The sequence below is a fragment of the Streptomyces sp. NBC_00154 genome, assembly GCF_026342835.1.
GTDB lineage: Bacteria > Actinomycetota > Actinomycetes > Streptomycetales > Streptomycetaceae > Streptomyces.
Genome location: NZ_JAPEMI010000001.1, coordinates 6,403,580 through 6,424,859, shown reverse-complemented (window position 1 = coordinate 6,424,859; position 21,280 = coordinate 6,403,580). Strand labels below are relative to the sequence as shown.

The 21,280-nt window shown below is 67.7% G+C and carries 15 protein-coding genes and 1 pseudogene; 7 read left to right on the top strand and 9 right to left on the bottom strand.

The window, feature by feature from the left end; all coding sequences use genetic code 11:
* Positions 1-24 precede the first annotated feature (24 nt).
* The 5 genes from OHA03_RS28780 to OHA03_RS28760 all read left to right on the top strand — a co-directional run bounded on the left by OHA03_RS28780 (position 25) and on the right by OHA03_RS28760 (position 4,672).
* Complete coding sequence (locus OHA03_RS28780; RefSeq protein ID WP_267006637.1) at positions 25-360, top strand: hypothetical protein; 336 nt, start codon at positions 25-27, stop codon at positions 358-360.
* 106 nt (positions 361-466) lie between these two features.
* Positions 467-622, top strand: coding sequence for a hypothetical protein (locus OHA03_RS28775; RefSeq protein ID WP_267006636.1), 156 nt, complete (start codon positions 467-469; stop codon positions 620-622).
* Positions 619-1,437 (top strand): hypothetical protein, encoded by an 819-nt coding sequence (locus OHA03_RS28770; RefSeq protein ID WP_267006635.1) that lies wholly within the window; start codon positions 619-621, stop codon positions 1,435-1,437. Before OHA03_RS28775 ends, OHA03_RS28770 begins: the two co-directional genes overlap by 4 nt.
* A gap of 677 nt (positions 1,438-2,114) precedes the next feature.
* Entirely contained in the window at positions 2,115-4,220 is a 2,106-nt protein-coding gene (locus OHA03_RS28765) for a hypothetical protein (RefSeq protein WP_267006634.1), read from the top strand.
* On the top strand, positions 4,217-4,672 hold the full coding sequence (locus OHA03_RS28760; RefSeq protein ID WP_267006633.1) for a hypothetical protein: 456 nt from the start codon (positions 4,217-4,219) through the stop codon (positions 4,670-4,672). The genes OHA03_RS28765 and OHA03_RS28760 overlap by 4 nt, the downstream gene beginning before the upstream one ends.
* Positions 4,673-4,861: 189 nt before the next feature.
* On the opposite strand, the gene OHA03_RS28755 is transcribed toward OHA03_RS28760, so the two are convergent.
* From OHA03_RS28755 to OHA03_RS28735, 5 genes are all read right to left on the bottom strand, one after another.
* On the bottom strand, positions 4,862-5,782 hold the full coding sequence (locus tag OHA03_RS28755) for a DUF4238 domain-containing protein (protein WP_267006632.1): 921 nt from the start codon (positions 5,780-5,782) through the stop codon (positions 4,862-4,864).
* A gap of 263 nt (positions 5,783-6,045) precedes the next feature.
* Positions 6,046-8,094 carry a hypothetical protein gene (locus tag OHA03_RS28750; RefSeq protein ID WP_267006631.1) on the bottom strand — a complete coding sequence of 683 codons (2,049 nt, stop codon included), beginning with the start codon at positions 8,092-8,094 and terminating at the stop codon, positions 6,046-6,048.
* Between the two features lie 49 nt (positions 8,095-8,143).
* Positions 8,144-10,216, bottom strand: a complete 2,073-nt coding sequence (locus tag OHA03_RS28745) for a hypothetical protein (RefSeq protein ID WP_267006630.1) — start codon at positions 10,214-10,216, stop codon at positions 8,144-8,146.
* An 11-nt stretch (positions 10,217-10,227) separates the two neighbouring features.
* Positions 10,228-10,902 (bottom strand): hypothetical protein, encoded by a 675-nt coding sequence (locus OHA03_RS28740; RefSeq protein WP_267006629.1) that lies wholly within the window; start codon positions 10,900-10,902, stop codon positions 10,228-10,230.
* A gap of 54 nt (positions 10,903-10,956) precedes the next feature.
* Positions 10,957-13,683 (bottom strand): serine/threonine-protein kinase, encoded by a 2,727-nt coding sequence (locus OHA03_RS28735; RefSeq protein ID WP_267006628.1) that lies wholly within the window; start codon positions 13,681-13,683, stop codon positions 10,957-10,959.
* Positions 13,684-14,569: 886 nt separating this feature from the next.
* Between OHA03_RS28735 and OHA03_RS28730 the strand changes: the two genes are divergently transcribed.
* Positions 14,570-15,502 (top strand): integrase, encoded by a 933-nt coding sequence (locus tag OHA03_RS28730; RefSeq protein WP_267006627.1) that lies wholly within the window; start codon positions 14,570-14,572, stop codon positions 15,500-15,502.
* A 675-nt stretch (positions 15,503-16,177) separates the two neighbouring features.
* Here OHA03_RS28730 and OHA03_RS28725 read toward each other — a convergent pair.
* Positions 16,178-16,975, bottom strand: a complete 798-nt coding sequence (locus OHA03_RS28725) for a hypothetical protein (protein WP_267006626.1) — start codon at positions 16,973-16,975, stop codon at positions 16,178-16,180.
* A gap of 244 nt (positions 16,976-17,219) precedes the next feature.
* Between OHA03_RS28725 and OHA03_RS28720 the strand changes: the two genes are divergently transcribed.
* On the top strand, positions 17,220-18,128 hold the full coding sequence (locus tag OHA03_RS28720; protein ID WP_267008197.1) for a restriction endonuclease: 909 nt from the start codon (positions 17,220-17,222) through the stop codon (positions 18,126-18,128).
* 268 nt (positions 18,129-18,396) lie between these two features.
* On the opposite strand, the pseudogene OHA03_RS47860 reads toward OHA03_RS28720, so the two are convergent.
* The 3 genes and pseudogenes from OHA03_RS47860 to OHA03_RS28710 form a co-directional block, all read right to left on the bottom strand.
* Positions 18,397-18,645 (bottom strand): annotated as a pseudogene (locus OHA03_RS47860) (DDE-type integrase/transposase/recombinase); the annotation flags it as partial.
* The gene (locus OHA03_RS48040; protein ID WP_354006157.1) at positions 18,600-18,860 is read right to left on the bottom strand and encodes an IS3 family transposase; all 261 of its coding nucleotides are present in this window, start codon (positions 18,858-18,860) and stop codon (positions 18,600-18,602) included. The pseudogene OHA03_RS47860 and the gene OHA03_RS48040, both read right to left, overlap by 46 nt.
* 454 nt (positions 18,861-19,314) lie before the next feature.
* Positions 19,315-21,114 carry an N-6 DNA methylase gene (locus OHA03_RS28710; protein WP_267006625.1) on the bottom strand — a complete coding sequence of 600 codons (1,800 nt, stop codon included), beginning with the start codon at positions 21,112-21,114 and terminating at the stop codon, positions 19,315-19,317.
* Positions 21,115-21,280 lie beyond the last annotated feature (166 nt).

Below are 21,280 nucleotides of genomic sequence, written 5' to 3'. Positions count from 1 at the left end.
CCCACTCAGATTGGACGCTATACCGTGGCTCGGGAGCTCGGCTCCGGCGGCATGGGCGAGGTATATCTCGCGTACTCCCCCGCGGGCTCCCCTGTAGCTGTGAAGGTCATTCGCACCGACAAGTTGGACCCGGTCACGCGAGCGCGCTTCGAGAAGGAAGCTCTGATCGCTCGCACAGTGATCGGCACCAACCGGGTGGCGCGGTTCCTGGATGCCGATTCGTTCGCGGATCGTCCGTGGCTGGCGATGGGTGAGCGGGGTGGTGTCGCTGGTGAGGAGTTCGCCGGGATGCGTGGTGCCGGGGCCGGCGACCCACACGTGCTGGAGGACGTTCTCCAGGTCCGACTGGGTCAGGTGTAATGGTGGAGTCGGATATCGGAACGGACGGAATAGCAGAGACCAGCCGGTCCGCGCGGTGCAGTCCGTCGGTTCGATCTGGTCGGCCCGGACCGGCAGACTGTGCCCCATGAGCCTGCGACTGACGAAAGAAGAGGAGACTGGGGCGTTCGAGGGCGTCATGCCCTGGCTGCGCCCGACTGGCGAGATCACCAAGCTGGTGAAGGCTCACGCGATGGGCTTCACCCCCGCGCTGTCAGTACCGCCCCCTACAGTCCTTCCATGACTGACAGCCAACGACCCCTGAACCGCAGGTTGGTGGAGGCCGTGTACCCCGCCGGCACCCACCTCGACTACTCCCGCGCCTCCTCCAACGGGATGCGCGGCAACGTACGCGACGACCGGGACAACTCGCTCATTGGCCAGGCCGAACTCTTTGACGCCCCCGACCGGTACGCCGACGGCTACCACGACGGCTACGACCACCGATCCCACGACGACGAGTTCCGCCGCTACCTCGCTGACGTCCTTGCCCGCGAGGTAGTGCGCCCCATCATGGACGCCGCTTGGGCCGCGGCAGCCCGCGGCATCACCGCCGCCCGCCCACACGTCAACGCCTGGGTACGCCAACGCGTGGACAAGCTGCGCCGCCGCACACCGAAGGCCACGGCAGCCGCCCCCCACAAGCTCGTCCAGGAATCCGGTCCCGAGCACGCACCGTCGCGATCGGCCGCCGCGACCGCTGGCGGCCACCAGCGGGTGGACCCTGTGCTGCGCGCCGACCATGGGGACGCCTGCGCGAACGCCGCCATGGAGCGGATCATCGCGCGTGTGGTCGAGGTCCACGGCCTGGCCGCGCACTACGCCGCCGACCTGCCCGCAGGCGATGCCGCCGACGCGGCTATGCGTCAGGCCATGGCCGCGGCCGCGCCCGCCCTAGCCGCCGCTACCCTCCAACTCATCTCCTCCGACGATGCTCTGGGCCTGACCCCTGAGCAACGGATGTACATGTTGGAGCGTGCCGCCGAACTCGACCTCGCCGTGGTCGAAGACCTCACTGGCGCCAACACCATGCCTGTATATGGCGTCGAGGATCAGTGAACAGCCGGTAGCGCTAATGGCTGTTCCATTCCAGTCGCCGCCGGTCGCGGTGGATACGTGGTCACCGTGGCGGCAAACCGGCCCTTTGAACCAAGTCAGACGGCTACAGGCGCCACTTCGTCGTAGCTAGACACGAACAGGGCGAAGACCGCGGCGTCGGAACCCGACACGGTACCCGCCCCCTGCACGCTCTCCTTCCGGGTGAACTCCGGTGCCGCGTCGGCTCCTCCTGATCCAGAGGGCGGCACGTCATCAGGTCAGGTCGTTCCGTACATCGAAGCAGAACCGCGCAGAAGGGAGCGAACGGCCAGAGGGGTGGGCTGGCGCGGGCGCGGCTCGATGGTCGGTCCCATTTCGGCTGACGGTCAGACAACTGACCATCAATACAGCTACCATGAGTCATGGAGCGCACCGATGTCGGTGACCCGCACCAGCCCCAGTGGACCGGTCCGGTCCGGGGTGGCCAGTACTGCGGTTCCCGTGAGGAGCCAGCGGTGGCCGGGTGATGGTGATCTGTCCAAGGTGGTCGCGACGGCCCAGTGCCCCGCAGCAGCGGGGAGGCGGTACGGCGGCGGCACCCACCTCTGCATACGCGGGAGGCGGACCCACTTCGCGTCCCTATCTTCTCGGAGCGCGGCAAGAGCCTGCGGTCCCGCGTACGAAAGCAGAGGTGCGGTATGTCGCCGCGTCGTCCCCAGCGCACGTCCGGCCCCTTCTCCTATCTCGATGAGCCTGAATATCGTGCCAACTTCGTCGAGGCCGGCCTGGCTGATCCCCGGTGCACCCTCGACCGAAGCGCTCTGGAGCGCCTGGCCACCGAGGTCATCAACCTCAAGCCGCTGATCGCCACGAGCGGTACCAAGAAGACCGGCATCGTCATCACCGGCTTCAAGACCGTGCACGAGGTGCCCACCGAGCACGGCACCCTCTACGAACTGCGTGTCAAGCAGCCGGGGCTGGCCAGCGCGATCAACCAGTTCAACATTCGCTTCGCGTACGACGTGGCGCACAGCGCCGCCGTGCCTACGCCGCGCGTCGTACCGGTCACGACGCCGGAGGGCGGTCAGCGGGCGGTACTGGAAGTCGAGTTCGAGTCCGAGAAGGCGCTGACCGAGCACCTGACCTTCATCGAGGGCAGGCTGACCGCGGCGGAGAATGCCCGTAACTACGACCTGAAGGCGGACCTGGCGGTCTCGGGACAGGACGAGCGGGCCACCTACCACGTCGTGCGCTACCGAGTCGGTGACCAGGTGTGGGACACCACCGCCGCCACGGCCGGGTCGAACCGCACCCGTCATCGTCATGACCTGTTCGGTCTCCAGCCCGCGGCCGGCCTGCTCGGCCTGCCCCAGCAGGTCCTCGGCGGACCCGCAGGCCAGCGCTGGCGCAACCCGGCCGACTGGCGCGACCGCTTCACCGCGCAGCTCAACAAGTACAGCGGTGTCGACCCCGAGGATATCGAGGTCCCGTTGGATGACCCGGAGAAGGCCGAGGAGGCCTTGGAGGAGCGCCGCTGGGCAACACGGGCGGCCGACGCGCTGCAGGTCGCAATCACCGATGCGGCCTTCGTCATCGGCTACGTACCGAAAGACGGCACCCGCCCGGACTTCGATGCCGCGCTGGCGTCGACGAACCTGCGTACCCACTTGCGAGGCCCGCTCGACTTCTCCGGCACGAACCAGGCCATGGCGTCCGGCCGGAAGCTGGTCGATGGCGCCTACGCTGACACCGCGATCACGGAGCTGGAGCACGCGGTCCTCACCGGCGCTACCCCGGCCGCCTTCCTGGACGATGACCCGCGCGAGGCCGTGGTCAAGCTCGTCCGGCTCGTCGATCGGGTGGTCTTCCCCAGCGACACCCCCAGCCTGCGCAGGACGACCAAACTTCTCGTCGAACCGTCGCCGTCGCAGCTGAGGGTCGAACACGCAAAGACCCGCGGCGAGATTCGCAGCGCGCTGCTCACCGCGGCGGTTGGCGGGGTGGACCTCCCGGCCGCCGCCATGGACACCCCCCACAAGAGCTTGGTGGGGAAGGGCATTGACACCACGGGGCTGTCCGCCGCCGAACTGATCGCCGCAGCGGCCTCTGCCGAGCCGAGCACCGACCGCGACGCCGCTCGTACCGAGTTGGCGCACCTCGCGGTGCCGGGCCTGGTCAACGGCAAGGTGCTACTCGGCCCCTACGGCTCCACCGGCGACCGCCGGGCGGTGTCCACCAAGCTCGCCGCGGCCCGCATCACCGACGACGGGATCGCCCTGTTCGTCGAGGCGATCGACACCTTCGCCGAGGTGATGCAGCGCCGTGCTGGCCGCGAGGTCATGCTGCGGCCGCAGGGGGCGGTGGAAGGCCGGCTTCGCAGGGTCGCCAATGGGGCGGCCGTCGCCATCGACACGGCCAAGCCGGCCCACTCGGAGTGGTTCACCACCCACTGGCCTCCGGTGCAGGACGGGGACTCGGGCGGCGGAGCGGGAACGGCGTCCGACCTCTCCCCCAGCGAGGAGTGGGAGGCGAAATTCAAGGACATCACCGGCCTGATCGAGAAAGCGAAGAAGAGCTTGACGACCCTCGACAAGCACTTCGAGGCGATGTGCCCGCTGGTGGGTCCTGGCAGGGACATGAGCGCCGACGAGCGGGAAGGATGGGGGGACAAGTTGGAGGAACTGCGGTCCATCGCGCAGAGCGCCGGTGAGCACCTGCGGAAGCTGCGGTACCGGCCGACCGTCACCGAGGCGACGACCGGCGGCATCAACGAGTTCCTCTTCGGCACGGAGCAGGCCGGATGAGCGGGATCCTGCCGGGGACACGTACGCCGCAGGACACCGCGCCCCCGCCGGGCCCGGTTCTGCTGCCGCCGCACATTCCGCTGCTCGCTCGCGCCCTGGGCGGCTACAGCAGCAGCGCCCCTTACTGGTCACATGTCGACGCCATCGAGGCGTACTCCTCGGGCCTCTACCTCGTAGTCGACGTTCGGGGTCGCATCGTCTGGCTCGGCATGGCGGCCGGCGGCCGAGGAGTGACCGGACGGATCCGAACACACCTGGCCGAGCCGTGGAAGCGTGCCGTCTTCCACCGGGTCTGGGTAGCCCCCGCTTGCGACCAGATCTCGCGTCCCGCACTCGAGGCCGCCGAGGGTTGGGCCGCGGACGCGCTGGCTCTGCGGAGCCGGATGCCGCACCGTACCTGGCCACCGTCCACCAACTGGCTGCCTCTTGTCAGCCGTCGGCAGGTGGTTTGACCCTCGCGCGCTGGTGCCGGCGTCAAAGACACCGGCACCAATGCCGCCCTCTACACGGGGGTCCGCTCGTATAGCTACCGTCAGGTGGTGAGTAGCGCTCTGTTGCGGGCCGTGGTCCAGACGCTGCACCTCACACCCCTTACCCGGTGGGTCTAACACATTGCGTCACCGTCGGAAGCGGACCGGGCGTTAGTTGCGGTTGCCGGGGGCGTATCCCTGCAGGAAAGCGGGTGCGACCATGCGCTGCCGCTTCAGCAGCTGAGGAAGCTCGCGAGCGAGGTTCGGATGGACCTTGGGCCAGTCCGGAGCGTGTGCCACGAACTCACGGCTGTTGAAGACGCTGTAGCGGTTGATGTCCGCGACGCGCAGCCGCGAGGCGTCCTGGGGGTCCCGGGAGATGATCACGGCGAGGCTGCTGCCCAGCGGCAGAGTCAGGCGCCGAAAGTTGTGGAATCCGGTCCCGACTCCGTGGTCGAAGAAGCCGGGCGGCACGTCCTCCGGCGGGGTACCCACCACGTCGGAGAAACAGACCGGGTTGTCGCCGACCAGGAGCCCGCCTCCGCGGGGGCGGTAGCAGGACCAGTACATGTCGCTGGACAGCAGAGTGGACACCAGGTGATTCCACTGGTCCTTGTAGTACGCGTCGTCGTCGTGGCGCAGCCGCCACGGATCGATCACGTACATGGAGATGAACCCCATCATGCTCGTCTGGAACTGTTCGTCGGACACCCCGCTGTCCTCAACCCCGCTCGCCTTGCCCGTCACGTGCATCAGGAAGCGGCTGCGCTGCCACTGGAGGGCCAGGAGCCAGGCCAGGGCACTGCGGGCGTGGGCGGGTACAGCGCGCTCCCTGCCCTGTACCAGTTCCCTGACGACGGTGGCGGCCTCGCCCTCGATGTTTCCCATAGCCTCCTCCATCGACACGTGGTCGGGTTCATGTCCCGGGCGGTAAATCGAGTGGCCGAAGTTGCGGTGGCCGAGGTCGCGGACGGCCGAGCCGAATCGCCGTTCGCTCATCACCTGGTGGACGACGAGTTTTCCCTTGGGGCCAGCGAAGTGATGGAGCAGGAACTGGGGGATGAAGTGGTGCTTCTTGGCGTGCGGCGGCATAAGGCGACTGTAGCGAGGCCGGACATGTCCGCTGCCCGGACCCCGTCGCAGAGCCGAAACGTTCCACCCGCCCCTATCAGCTTCCCTCACCACCGTGCCGCGAGCGGGCTTTTCGACGTTCGGTGCGACGACCGTCGCCATCAGTCGGCAAGACAGGTAGGAGGGTGTGCGAGTCGAGCGCTCGGATGCGGCAGCCTCAGGACAGTCGACCGAAACTGGCTCCCAAGGCGCTAAAGCACCACGGTCAGTCGGTGCTGATGCAACTACGGAGCAGGGGCTGGACGCAATAGGTTGGGGTTCTCGCGCCCTCCCGGGATGCGAATGATGACGACGAGGCATGCTTCGGATTCGCCGGGGCGCTGGACGGGTTCGATCCAGATACTGTCGAAAAGGTTAGCGGCTCCTTCGGCATCGACGGTTTTATCGAGGGCGAGCAGGATGGCGAAACCAGCGTTGGTGTTTTGGCATTCGGCGGCTTGGGCTACGTATTTGCGTAGCGTGGTTTCACTAGCGTCATCTTCCTCGATCTTACATTCAACGTTGAATTGCACGGCACCGAAAGATACGAGGATGTCAGTTCTTCCACCCGCCTTGTCGATGACTTCTGAGTTGATGACCCCAAAGAGCGCCGAGAACCGCAGCACTTCCCGGTAGTGCTGGTGGAACAGAGATTCGTCTACTTTCTGCTTTTTACCGTCTTTGTCGCGCTTGCGGAGGTATTCCGTGTACGAGCCGCCCATCTTCCGGCCGATGTCGTAGCACAGGTATGCGAAACGGATCGTGGTTTCCAGAAGAGCCGTGTATTCCTCGGCGACGCCGGCAAGCCAGTCACGGGAGTCTTCCAGCTGCTTGAGGAGTCGGGCCTTGAGACGGCCGTACTTGGGGTCGGCGATGGCCGCGAGGACGTCGTTGTGGGTGCGCAGGCCGAGCTCCAGGCGGTCGAGGACGTGCTCGGGCGTCTGGTCAACGAACGCGGTGAAGTCGTCCTTGAGTTGATGTGCCAGCCGCTGCCAGCGTCGCGCTTTTCCCTGGTCATCCGCCTGCGCATAGGTGGAGTTCTCGATGCTCTTGGTGCGGTGGAGGAGGGCGGCGTGGAGTTGCTGGGCCGCGGGATCGTCGCGGATTTCCTCATCGTGGGCCAGAGCGTGCTGGAGGAAGCGCTGCCGGTGCTCATGCTGGAGGAAGGCGTCCTCGATGACGGGCGCCACGAGTATCTCCACGGCTGCCTTCGCAGGGGTGTCCGTGAGTACGGCGACCGTGTTGTGCGCGGTGTACGCCTGGAGCAGTGCGGTGAGGATGCCGAGGCCACCGTCGTACCAGGGGTCGTCGTCGGCGAGATGCGCTGCCGCGGCGTCTAGCACGACAGTGAGTTCGGACCAGGCGATGACGTCGTTCTGTCGTGGTCGGGCCCAGGCCGGAGTGCGGGTGCGGTAGCGCCAGGCCCGGTATCGGTGGAGGGCCTCGCGCAGAGTTGATGCGGCGGCGTGAACGCGTGCGGGGGCGTCGGGGGCGGACAGGCCGAGGACGGCTTCGATGGCTGCATGGTAGAGCTGGGCATCCAGGCGGTCAGGGTCGAGAGTGATCAGCTCCGTCAGCCGGTCCTGGGTCTTGCGGAGTTGTTCGGCCATGGGCACGTACTCGTCTTGCTCCAGCGCCTGGCGCAGGTCGCCAAGAGCGAGTTCGAATGCAGCGTCCCGGCAGGTGTGGTCGAGCATCAAGCAGCGTTCGAGGGCGTCGCTGAGGCCGGCGCCGGGATGGTGAGCGTCGAGGACGCCTAGGAGGCGAGGCAGGCGGGAGGCCATGGCCTCGGGAAGTGCGCCGGGTTCCTCGGTTACTTCGTCCATGGCACCAAGGAGACGCGCGGCCTTGATGACGTCGGCCAGGGTGAGCTGGACGAGACAGTCCGCGGCTTCGAACCCAATGAGGGCCGCGGCGAGATCGTCGCCAGCATCTTGGGCTTGTTGGAGACGGGCGAGCAGCACGCGGGGCAGGGGAGCGCCGAGTTCACGTGCCAGGGCGGGGCGGACGACAAGGGCTTCAGTGGCGCTGGTGAAGGCAAGGTGGTTGCTGTTGGTCCGTAAGCCGTTGAGAACGGCGTCGTACAGCGGCTTGCATGCTTCGGCACCGAAGGTGTCGAGGTGGTGTGCGGTCGCCTGGATGAGGTGGTGAAGGAAGGGGCCCTGGGCGAGGTGGTCTGCGGCGGCGAGGACAGCGTCGATGCCTCCGAGGTCCTCCACGGCCGGGCCGGCGCGCAGTTGGGCGCGGGAGGCGTGCGCGGCCCACTGGGCCAGGCGTTCGTCGAAGACGTGCATGATGCCTTCCGCCTCCCTCGTCGCTGCTGGATACGCCTGGTGGCCTGGGCTAGAAGAGCTGGCGTTTGTCAGGACCGGTCACGGTACGGTCTTCGGGGAAGAACTCCCAAACGGCGTCGTCGATCGACGTGATCACGATCTGGATGCCGGGGTCGTCCGCCGCGGTGTCGTAGAGGGCCTTGATGCACTGGCGCGCGTTGTCGTGGGAGAGCTCTTCGGCCGTGGGCGCGTCGATGAGCAGCAGGCCGGGGTGGGACCTGATGCCGCGTTTGCGGCCGACTTTGATCATGCCGATGATGGCCGCGATGCGCATGCGCAGGCGGTCGGTGGGGCTGAACGCCCTGAAGGGGTGTTTGGCGCCCGTCTTGCGGGCGTTGAGGTTTCTGTTCAGACCCAGGTCGACGCTGGTCAGGTTCGCCACGCCCAGGTCGTGGGCAATGCTGACGATCTCGCCGTTCAGGTCGGCGAACAGGGCCTTGCTGTGGTCGGCGACCACCTTCGACAACACCTCTGCGGCCACCTCAAGGATGGCCTCGCCATCGTCGGAGTCATCCTCAGTGTCCGACGGGCTCGTCGTTGCGGTGACGTAGTCACCGACCACCTCTGGCAGTCCCGTCCCGTTACCGGTGGCGACTGCCAGAGCGCCGCGCAGCTGGTAGATGGCCTCCCTTGCGGATTCGAGGCGGGTGTACCAGCTGCCGGAGCGTGCCGAGGTAAGGCGGGCGTTCGCCAGGTCATACGCAGCACGACTGTTGTCGCAGGTGGTGGCGGTCGTCTCGACAGCCCGCCGGGCTGTGTCTTCAGCTGTGCGGGAGGCGTTCACCCGATCCTCCAGCCTGCTGAGCAGTGCGGCCCGCGCCTCTGGGTCGTCCTGCGCTTCCGGCAGAGGGCTCGCGCACACAGAGCACCGGTGTTCGCTCTCTTCTGCGGTGCGTCGGACATCGTCGATCTGATGATCACAGCGCGGGCAGGATTCCGGCTCAAGCGCCCCCAACAGAGCCCGGGCTGCGCTGCTTTGCTGGGCCCGGCGGACGGCTCTCTCATCCTTCAAGCGTGCCTTGCGTGCCAGGGCGTGGCTTTCCTCAGCCTCCTGGAGAGCTGCCTGGTCATGCGCGAGCCGTCGTGCGGCGGCGTCGACCTCGGCGAGCAGGCTCGTCAGGTCAGGCTGGCCCGCTTCCAGGGCCGCCACTTTCTCCTCGGCAGCCCTGAGTGCCTGCCGTAGCGGCTCGGTCTGCTGCTCGCGGGCCTGGGCATCCTCTCGCGCCCGGCGCTGAACGCGGTTGCTCTCCTGGGTATCCTTCTTGCGCGCCGTGCTGATCTGGGTCAACTCGGACGCGCAGGGGACATCGAGGAAGAGCTGCATCAGCTTCACGGGGAGCTGGTTGTACGCCGTCGAGCCCAGCAGGACACTGGAGTTACCCGAGTTCAGCGCAATGGCATAGAAGTAGCTGGCCCAGCCATGCACCTGCTCCGCGCTGTCGCGGGTGCCGTCGGCGTCCTTCGGAGCGCCAGCCTCGGCCGCCCATAGGGACAGTGGTCGCAGCCCCAAGCGGCCGAGCATGAAGCGGACGAGGAGCTCCTTGACACTGTCGGGTTCCGCGGTGGCCGCCACGCGTACGCCGGGACCGGTCTCCTGGGAGCCGTCGAGAGCTATGAGGTGCTCGAGGGTGTCGGCGGACAGGAGCCGGCAGCTGGGACGGTCGGGCTTGTCGAAGGTCAGGCGGATGGAGGCGGCGACACCGGCAACCTCGATGTCCGCGCGGACGTAGGAGAACCAGCCCACTGTTTCCGGTCGTTTGAAGGCTTCGAAGCCGTCCCCGCGCAGCGCGTAGCTCAGCGCCCACAGAAGACTCGACTTGCCAACGTTGTTCATGGTGCTGGCGATGGCCCACGGGCCCGGCCCCAGCGTCATGTCGACGGTGAATACGCCGTCGTTGTCGTCCGTGCCGGTCTTGGTGCCCTCGCAGTAGAGACGGTGCACAACCAGTTGCCGTCGCGCGGGCAATGGGCTGGTGAGCTGGACGCCATGGGCAAATAGGGCGTCGCGGACCTTCTCCACGTCAGCAGACGGCACGCGGGCAGCGATCAGCTCGTACAGCTCACTGTCGGACGGGACCGGCAAAGACTCTGTGGTCACGCGGCGTCCTCCTGCTGTGCTTCGATGCGCAGCCGAGCCAGGCGCGCGCGAGCGCGGTCGGCAATCGACGGGATGACCTCGTTCAGCGGGGTCTCGGCGTAGTCACGCTGCAAATACTGCCGTTTGCGCAGCGCCAGGGCGGAGTGCCCCGTGGCCTCGGCCAACGCCCGGACGAGGCGGGCGCGCTCGGTGTACCAGGCCAGGACCGAGAACTGCTGCGTCGCCCGTTCGGCGACCTCGCGCCCCTTAGCCGTGAGGTAGTAGTTGTCTTGGAGCACCCGCTTGGCAGTGCGCCGCGGCACGACCACCACCAGCCGCGGGGCGGCCAAGATGCTCATCGCCTGGTCGATGTACTCAAATGCCCCGAACAGATAGCGCAGCATCGGGATGGCGCAGATCTCCGGCTCATCCGAATCCAGGATGCTGCTGGCCAGTTCCAGGTTGATGGCCTCCTTCTCGCGCTCGTAGTCGTTGAGAAGCTCATCGGCCAGGTAATCCGGGTTACGCAGCCAGAAGTCGAGCTTCTGCAGTCGGCCCTCAGCGCGCAGCACAGCCACCGCATCCTTCGGTGCGGCCTGCTGCTCTGCCTCGTTCAACGGATCGGACACCGCCGCGATGAGCAGCAGAAGCCGAATCGCGTCGGAGAAGCGATCCCCCTCGTCATCTTCCACTCGCACAACGTAATTGCTCGTGATGTGGCTGATCAATGCCTCTGCAATGACCACTCAGGGCATGTGAACAGCGCTTCGGATGGCCAGGTCGACCCGGCGCTCGTCTGCCAGTTCATGAAGGTGGCGCGCTCCGTCTGGTTGGGCGCGCAGCGCGGAGGCAACGACGCTCGCGGCGTGCCCGGTGAGCTCGCGCATCCAGTCCTTGATGTCGTCCTGCGGTTTCCACCGGTCGAAGCGGCCGTCCCAGTCGCACATGCCCTGAACAGCCGTGTCGAGCAGAGCCCACTGCTTGTCGCGTGCTGCGAGTCGGGCGACGTCGAGCAGCCACCACAGGGCCCGGTCGGCCTCATCCCGACTGGGCCAGTCGTCGGCAGCGGCATGCCGGGTCAGGGCCTGGACCACGACGGCCGTCTGGGCGGCGTTATCGAGCAACGCCTCCCTGGCACTCATCACCCTCACCCTCGTGATCACGTCCAGATACAACTCATAGGAGCCGGGTCTATCAGCAGCGAGGGCGAGCAACTGGGCTGCCGCGGCAGTGTCGTTCTTCTCGTTGGCGTCCTCCAGCAGGCGCTGGCCACGCACGATGGGCAGTTCGCTGCCAGCACCCGCTTCGCGTTCGACCAAGTCGAGGAAGGCTGCCATGTCCTGGGGCCGACGGGCGGGATCGAGCTGCGTGGCCTGACGTACAACCCCGTACCACGGGCCCGGCGGGGGTAGGAGAGGCACGTTGGTCTGCGGCCAGGTCCCAGTGGAGATCCAACCGATGAGCTGTCCGAGGCTGTAGATGTCGCTGGCGGGGGTCACATCGTGGCCGTCGAGGAACTGCTCCGGTGCCGCAAACCCCTCGGTGCCGATGGCGGTCGTGGTCAGGAGGCCAGCGGCGCTGGTCTGCCCGCGTGGGCGGCGCACAATGCCCCAGTCCGCGACTACCCAGCGGCTGTCGAGCAGCAGGATGTTGGCGGGTTTGATGTCCCGGTGGATCCAGTCGTGGCTGTGCGCGTCGGCCAGGCCGGCTGCGACGGCCTCCACCAGGGCCCGCAGCTCATCCGGGCGCTGCAGTTCGATCCGCTTGTCCTCTAGGGTGGCCTCGGCCTTCGGCATGACGAACCATTTATAGCCCGGGTGGTAGTCGAGGACGGGCATGACGTGCCGGTTGGCGCCGAACCGCTGGGCTGCTTCTACCTCACGGCGCATACGCCTCTGGCCCCGCTCGCGCCAGCCCGAGCGGCGCTTGAAGGCCACAACCGTCCCCGAGGCCCTGTGCTTGGCCGGGAAGACTTCCGCCTGCCCCCCGGGCGGGGCCAGGGGCCGGGGCTCCAACGCGTAGTCTGCGCGCTCGCCGCGCGCCGTCTGGCTGACCAGGTCATAGCTGCAGACCGCCGGTACGGGTGCCGAGCGAGGGACTGAGGGACGGTGTCCGGTGATCCGAAGCAGGACGGGGCGAATCTGCGTGTGGTCGTTGGATGGCAGCGAGGCGAGCATATAGGCGGAGCCGCTTACAGGGTCCTGGGCGAAGCCGAAGAGTTCGCCGAGCCGGGCCTCGACCACCGGCTCGCTCGTGCAGCTTACGATGTCGGTGCGATGCACGCCGATCCCGGTACCGGAGCCATCGGCCGAGGCACTCAGAACGCTGTCGGCACCAGCGCGCGCAACATGGGCCGGGAAGTGCACTGGCGTCCGGATCCAGTCTTCGCGCCGCCCCGCGTCGGTCGTGCGGGCCAGATCCACGACCGTGCTATGTCCCGAGGCGGCGAGGAAAAACCGGCGCCGTTCCAGCCAGACCGCCGAGCGCACCGCGCCAGGGAAATGGATCGGATAGCGCATCTGGTCTCCGGCCCTGTCGCCGGCGCGTACCAGGGCAAGGTCCCCTTCGCCGACACCGAACGTGACACCTGAGCCCGACAGTACCCACGGCTCCCCGTCCGGTCCGGCCAGCAAGACGGATCCGTCGTCGAAGCCTCCGGCAACGGCCTGAAGACGCCCCTCGCGCCAGCGGACGAGAGCGGATCCGCACAACACCAGGACGCCGCCGTCCTGGCACACCAACGCAGCGCCATGGCAACCGGGCAACGCGAGATACCAGTGGGCCTGGCCACTGGCCGTATCGACCTCAAGCAGCCCGTCGTCGCGGGTGATGACGACGCGCCCCTGGGGCAGACACGCCAGGCCAGTCGGCCGGTCCGGTTGCATCCGTCCGACCAGCAGCACGTCAGCCGTGGCCCCCGCCCATGTCCGCGTCTCCACTGGAACAGAGGACGTCATGTGTGCCGGCAAAGCCATCGCCTCAGGCTCTACCACCGCCTCACCCGTACCGAGCAGTTCGGCAAGCGGCAGATAAGGTTCTTGCCTGCGCACGGCACGACGGACAAGCTCGGTCAGTCCACACAACCCCACGACGGCTGCATCCAGATGGGTCCGGTCGAGAACTGCTCCGAGGCCCGTTGCTTGGCGCACGAGCTCGTCGTCCGCCTGATCATCCGGCCAGTAGAGCACCGCCCATAGGGCGCCGCGGACCAAGCGTCCCTCGGCCATGACGATCGCCGTCCCCCAAGAAGACGGCCTTTCATGCCCCGCCAGGACAAGAAGGTAGTCCCGGCCCTCGAACTCGTAAGCCACCGCGGGTACGCCGTCAAGCTCATAGAAATGTATGGAGTCCCACGACACAGACTGGGCTAGCAGCGTGGACACGATATCGATGAGTAGCTGCGAAAGATCCTCGTCCGACTCCCCCTTGCGCCACTGGCCGTACACCCCCAGCAGCCCGCGTTCCCAGTCCACCGTGCTGCGCCCCCCTGGTCTCCCAATCGCCGTCTACACGTCCGCGCAACTCGCCGGCCCTGCCCCGTGAGCCTACGGCCCTGGACAGCTGAGCCGCCTGGAAATAGCTGGCATAGGCGCGCAAGGATCTATAGGAGCGTGCGCCGCCGTTCAGTCAAGGCGGACCACCCATGCAGGCTCCCCAGCCCACACGGCATCCCCGAACCCCGCATAGAGTCGAAAGAGTGACCATCCCCTGGGATCCCCCTGGGACTTTTCTGGGACTTCCGGCTGCATCAACGGGCATGTCCGTGAAACAGCCGAAAGACCATCTGCGCAGGTCAGTGCCCCGCAGCCACCCATCGTGGCAGGTCACGGGGCCGCCTGGTCTCTTCCGCGACATCTGACCGGCGCGGTGTCGTGCCTCTTGGGGCAACGGGCACGACACCTCAACATGCCAGCTGACCTGCGGATACCTACCTTCACAGCTCTCCACTGATCACTGTTGTTTTTCAGCACCTTGTGCAACGCACGTGCAAGATGATCTTGAATGGTTGACGGTACGTCAGAGAAGCCTGAGCATCCGTCAACCTTCACGGAGGGTTGTCGCGAAGTGGCCTCGCAACGTCCGATATCGGTCGTGTCACGACGACCGCGTCTGGTCGACGAGGTGGACCGCCATCTGCCCGACGTCTCCGGCCTCGCGACGCAGCCTGGGGTCCGGCCGCGCGACCGAGTCCTCCGGCTGACCACCTCGCCACGCAGAAGAGGACCCGCGCCACCGCGGGCGCGGGTCCTCTGTCGTAGACGGGCGCCGTGTCACGGGCTGAGCCTGCGCCCACCTCGTGGGAGCACCCGCCGTGACGTCCGGGCCAGCGGGGTGTCGGGCCGCCCTACGATGAGCAGCGTGACAAGCCTCCGCGCCCCAGGCTCTGGCCCTCAGCACATAGCCGTGGGGACCGCCGAGACCGACCGACAGCTGACCGACTCCACCCGCCTGATGTATTCCGCCGACATGGCCGCCTTCACTGCCTGGTGCGCGAGCGTCGGTCGGCGGCCGCTGCCTGCTACCCCGGAGACTGTCACTGAGTACGTGGCGCACTTGACCGTAACCCCGTCACCGCAGACCGGCCGCCCGCTCGCCCCCGGGTCCATCAATCGCATCCTGACCGCCGTCCGCGCTGCGCACAGGGCGGACGCTGTGCCCGTCCCTGAGACAGAGGGCGCCCGCAAGGTACTGTCCGGCTACCGTAAACGCCTGGCCGCCGCCAAAGGCCGGGCCGAGGCCCGGGCCGCCCGCCCCCGTAGGGCCGGGCCCTCCACCCCGGATGCCTTGCGCGAGATGCTCGCCACCCTCGACCAGGACACGCTCATTGGGAAGCGGGACGCCGCGCTGCTGCTGCTTGGCTACGCGTGCACCGCCCACGTCTCCGAGCTGGTCTCGCTCGACCAGGCCGACGCCGTGGAGACCAACGCAGGGCTCCTGGTGACCCTCTACCGGCGCCCGCTCAAGCGGCACGACAAAGTGGCCGTGCCCTATGGCCCCACCCCCGCCACCTGCCCTGTGTGGGCCGTCCGCGCGCTGCTCGCCGCGCTGAACGCCAAGGGGCGCACCGATGGGCCGCTGTTCGTCCGTATCGATGGGCACGACCGCATCACTCCTCCAATGACCCATCACGCCCGGAGCGTCGGGGCCCCGTCCGGCCGCATCACCCCTACCGTCGCGGCCGCCATCGTCACCCGCGCTGCCATGCTCGCCGGCTTCGATGGGCAGTGGACTGGCCACTCCCTGCGCCGCGGGTTCGACACCGCCGCCCGCCGCGCCAGCCGAGAGACGTAGTCGGCGGCCTTCTCGGCGCTCTCGCGGTGCCGGCTCAGCCACGGGTGGAGGGCGTCGCGCTCGCTGCTGACGAGCTGGCCAGGGAGCGTGATGAGCACGGACGGGTACCGGCTGACCGGGCCCCGGTCGGTCTCGTGGGCGACGCGGCGACCCTCCAGGAGCGCATCAAGCCGGTCGAGGACCGCCACACGCTCCGGGGTGCCGTACGCCCCAGCCAGGCCCTCGTGCAGCAGCTCCTGGTCGTGGACGCCGATGACCGCGACGGTCTCCGGCTGCGCGTACTCGCCGGGGCCGGCCGCCACGATGAGGAGGGCCGCGGTGGGGTCGCTGGGTGTTCACCGAGATACCTATGTACTTCGCGGCGCCCTGGACGTTCAGGAAGGCAGCCTCGACGGCAGGCTTGGACTGGTTACGCATCGCGTGTCTCCGGGGTAAGCGCTGCCGAAGCAGCGGATGTTCCGTCCTCCCGCCTACCGCGCGGCGAAGCCGCACGGATAACTGCCGGCGAGGAGGTTGAGAATCCGGAGAATCAGCGATTTGGTGCAGCTGTCCTATCGTGATAGCGCAAGGTGGACGGTCATCGTCTGCTGGCGTTCGAGGCCTTGGGACTTGGCTGCGGCCGTTGGACAACTACCTGAACCAGGGGCACCCGAAGGTGACGTCCCGGCAACACGGTTATTCCGGGTCCCAGGCGGTGCTAAAGAGGGCCAGCTCGAGCACGTCTGGGGCAGCGGGCCAGTCGATCGACGCGGCCACGAGTCGATCGTTGGCGGCATACATCCACCGGAGGTAGACGTCGTAGCGGTGGGAACTCCAGCCACTGTCGCGCCAGATCCGCTTGATGATCGCCTCGGACCACTCATAGCCAACCGCACGTCCAACCTTCGTGGCGTGCCGACGCAGGACCCCGGCGAGCACGCTGTCGAGGATCAGCGGGCGCGGGCCCTTCACCTCTGGCAGCGCCAGGCCCGCGAAGTAGAGGAACTTGGTGAGGAACGCCGGCCCGAGGCCATCGAGAGTATTCAGCACCTCGTAGGCTGCGACCGCGCCCTCATCGATGAGCAAGGACACCGCCTCGGTGAGGACGGCCTCAGCACCAGGCTGGGCGAGCACCTGACGAGTGCGGTACGGGCCGTAGCCCGTAACACCGTAGCCCCACACCTGCGTGGCCACGAATGCCTGTGCCCAGCTCTCGGTCTGCCCCGCAGCCCGGACCGCGGCCACTACCTCGGCTCGGCTCACCGAAGCCGAATTGGCCGCCGCCCGGTCGGCGAAGGTGGTGGGCCACGGCGCTACGGCGATCCACGTGGATGGCACGTATGAAATGACGTGAGGGCCGCTTCCGTTCGCGTACCGCTGGCCGCGCTCCGGGTCGGCTAGCCACTGCCCCAGTGACTCCACTGCGCTTTCCGGCAGCAGCAGTTCGAGCATCGTCTCATCGAGCTTGTCCGCCCGGTTCTGGTCGTACCTCATGGCTTTCGTCGCCCCCGTTTCCTCATGTGCCGCGTCATCGTGGCACGTAGCGGTGACTGAGGCGCCCCGTATATCGGCGCACTGCTGGCTGCACCGCTTCCCGCTATTGCGGTCACCACGACACCGCGTACCATGGGGCAGCTCGGCGTCGGCATGCTATTCCTCTGTCAGGTGTGCGCTTCGCTCTGCCCTGCGCAGTGATCTGCCGAGCCGGTAGCGAGTACATGAGGGGAACGTGGCCGAGATGCCGCCAAGGGATGTGCCGCCGCAGCCGATGCAGATTTCGTCGTGGCAGCAGGCCGAGCTCAACGCAGCTCGCTGGATGAGCCACTGGGGCTATACCGATGCCACCGCACGCCCCGGAGGCCCGGACTCCGGCATCGATGTCCGCGCTACCGGCGCACTGGGTCAGGTCAAGTACCAAGCCGCTCAGGTCGGACGTCCGGAACTGCAACGTTTCGTGGGAGCGCGCCCCTACGGATCGACCGCACAGCTGATCTTCTTCACCGGCAGCGACTACGCGACCACCGCCGCGGCCTACGCCCGGGAGTGGAACATCGCGCTCTTCAGGTATCGACTGGACGGCGCGATGACGCCGGTCAACGACACGGCACGCCGCATCCACCGCTCGTCGGCATCCACCCGGCCCATAGCGGCTCAGAACCCCGAAACGGCCGAAGTTCAGACGTTCTGGCAGCGGAACTGGCGTGTGGTCGCGGGGATTTTTCTCCTCATGGCACCGCTGGGCTCGATCGGAGACGAGAAGACCTACACCGGCCCGCTCGCCCTGGACGTCCTGAAGTTCATCGGCATCCTCCTGGCGTGCTGGTTGCTCGGCACGTTCCTGATAGCCGCACGGTTCGGCGTCCGCATCCCCCTTCCGATCCAGACCTTCCGGGCGGCGATCGTTCGCCGGCCGGGGACGGGCCCGGCAACAACGGCGGGCAGGACTCGTGTACCACGCATCACGCACGACCGCGCCACAGTGGCCTCCACGGCCCAACAGGATGGCCTGGTGGCTGAGGCCGCATGTCTACTCCGTGCTGGCAGCAAGCAGCACCACGTCGACAAGATCCTTAGAGATCGCGGCGTCGGATTCATGGATCGAGGCCGCATCCTTACCGAAGCCAAGAAACTCAACAAGCGTTCGTGAGGACGTTACGAATCCGATTCAGCGCGTCGCCAGCAGGTCACGGACATCGGCACATCAGCGATCGACGATGAGACGACACCCCAGCCTCGGCTGCCGCGTCCTCTGTCCAGACTCCTCTAGCGATCGCAGCCCAGAACCGGACACAATCCTCACGCCAGGCGACCGTCGGCCGCCCCGGCGACGGCATCTAACCCCGGGACTCACGAACCTGGCGCTGCCGCGGGCCAACACCCATCGCTCCACTTCCACCCACGAGGTGTTGCGACGATCAGTTGAATCCACCCTCGCTGCCGCGGTCGGTGCGCATGACGCACCCTTCGTCCAGAGCGCAGCGTCCTGCGGTCATCCGCAGGGCGGCGACCGGCAGGGCGGCACGGTGGTGGTCGGCCATCGCCCAGCCGGTCACTTCACGGGTGGCGAGATCGATGCCGGTCGCCAGGTACAACTTTTCCTCAGGGGTGACAAGTTCGGTCATGTCGCCGACCAGCCCCAAGCCGGCGCGGGGCGCGGTGAAGTCCGGCCGATGAGATCGGCGGCGAACACCGCCCGCCTCGCCTGACGGGTCAGGCCACGGCGCCGCCGCCGGGTGATCCCGGTGACGTGATGGACGAGCCTCAGCCGCTTGAACCTCTTCTCGTTGACAATCCGGCCGGCACACCGCAGAGCAGCGCGGATCCGCGGAGCTCCATAAGCGCCGCACGAGCCGACATGCAGCATCCGGATCTCACTCACGAGCAGTTCCTCGGCCTGGTGCCGCACCGCTCGGGCTGGCCGTGACGCGATGTTCGATTAGGAGGTGGAGCGGGGTACTCCCCGCACGCGGCACAGAAACGTCACGCTGTGACCTGCAAGGTTGCCCTCGGACGCCTTCTCCGCGTCGATGAGGCGACACCGCGCAACAGTGTCTACCTCACTCACCCCGGCAGACCTGGCCCGCCACCGAGAGACCCACTTACTCAGACTCTCCGGCTTCACCGACAGTCACCGCAAGCTGCGCCCCTCACAAACGAGATTGCTCGCACCAGACCGACACAGACGAGGCGCAGGGAAAAAGCAAAAGCCCCACAGGTCACGGCGAGTAAGTCCTGAGGCTTCCACAGAGCCGCTCTCGGGATTCGAATCCGAGACCTACGCATTACGAGACCATGAGGGTTCGTGTTGCGCGGTGCCTGTTCGTGCTGAGATGTCACCCCTCCCCCGGCACCAACGCCCCGCTCCCCAACCCTTCCCTGGCGATCTCCGCCATCCGCCGAGCCGTCTCCGCCATCCGAAGTGCCTGGGCCTCGGCTTCACGCAGGGCGCGGAAGGCGGCGCCGTAGCGGCGCTGCTCGGCCGAGTCGCGCTGGGGGATGCGGGCGCCCTTGAGGTCGGCTCGGTAGGTGCCGCTCTGGGAGGTGGTCCGGCGGATGTTGGGGCCGGCGTGGAGGAAACCATCGAGGTAGTCGGGGTCGAGCTGGTCGCCAATGGTGGCGGGGTGGCCAGAGGCGAGGTCGACGACACCGGCGCGGACGAGGTCGGCGACGCTCACGGTGGCGCCGTCCCAGAGGTCGGCGCCGTCGCCGGCACGCAGATCGGGGACAAGGGTCTCCAGCGCGGCAAAGGCCGCGGTGAGTTCGGCGCGGGCGCGGTCGAACTCGGCGGCGAGGTTGCGCTGGAAGACGGGCATGTGTGCGGCCGGGGTGAGGTCAACGTCGTCGTCGAGGAGATCGATGAGCGGGACCTCGGCAAGCTGACTCTCGGCCGGATCGAGCCGGTCGTCGGGGGCGTTGCCGGTGAGGTCGATCAGGGTGACGGCGGTGGGGCGGTCGGCAGCGTCGGCAGGGCGGCGCAGCAGCCAGAGGTGGACGGGGAGGGAGTGTGCGGAGGCAACCCCACCGGGCAGCGCGATGATCTTGCGGACGGCGCCCCGGCGCACCAGATCGGCGCGGATGCGACGGCCGGCCTTGCGGTAGGCGACGGAGGCGGGCATGACCATCAGAACGTGGCCGCCGGGTGCGGTGTGCGCGTAGGCATGCTGCAGCCAGGCGAGCTCGCCTTCGGCCCGGGAGGGGGTGCCGAATTCCCAGCGTGGGTCGATGAGCAGCTCGTCGCGGCCCCAGTCGGTGACGGCGGCGGGCGGGTCGCAGACGACGAGGTCGGCGGCGAGTCCGGGGAAACAGTCGGCGCGCAGCGAGTCGCCGTCGGCGATGCGGGTGCCCCGGCGGCGGGTGAGGGAAGAGCGGGCACGGGCGATGCGGGTGGAGTCCACGTCGAGATCCTGGCCGATGCGGACGATGCCGCGCTCCGGCTGGATCGAGTAGAGAAGCGAACCGATGCCACAGGCCGGGTCGAACACGGTCTGGCCGCGGCGCAGCTCGGGCGCGAAGTGGGCGACGGCGCGGAGGATGCGCGGCGCGGTGACCTGGTCGGAGCCGGAGCGCCGTGCCGAGTCGGTGAGCCTCTCGACGAGCGCCTCGAGCGCTTCGGCAGGGGTCGACTCGGCGGCGAGGCGGTCGGCGAGGACGGCGATGGCCCCGGGCAGAGGGCCGGGCACGAGGCCAGCGGCGTCGGCTGAGCCGGGCGCCGTCGCATCGGCGCAGGCACCCGCCTTGGCAACTGCATCGGCGTCTTCCCCGGCACTGGTGGCATCCGCAGCGCCCCTCGGCCCCACCGAGCCGCACTCTTCCACGAGATGGTCCGCGGCGGCCGCCACGCCCGCCCCTATGGCGTCCCCGTAGGCTGTGCGCAGCGCCTGCCAGGTCTGTACTTCCAGCGAGACTTCTTGGCTTTTGTGGCGGCGCTCGAGCCATTCCTGGACGGCAGGCCAGGCGAAGAGCGGGCTGGAGGCGCTGCCTCCTGCGGCGGGCGGGAAGTCGTGGTAGCGGCGTCGCCAGTTGGAGACCGCCGCCCGCGTCACCCCTGCGAGGCGGGCGATCTCGGCGCCGGTGACGAGCGGGGGGGCTGCGCCTTCAGGCTGGCCCAGAGTGGGGGTAACGGTGTCCGACATGTTCGCCACCGTACACGGAACGGCGACCGTACACACCACCTTCACAGTGTGTTGACATCACTTACATGCCCATTCGACTCACGCCAACCCGACCTCGCACGCGCACCACCAGCTCGACACCGCATCGAATCGCGGGCTAATGCACTAGCCAGCAATGCGAGCAGAG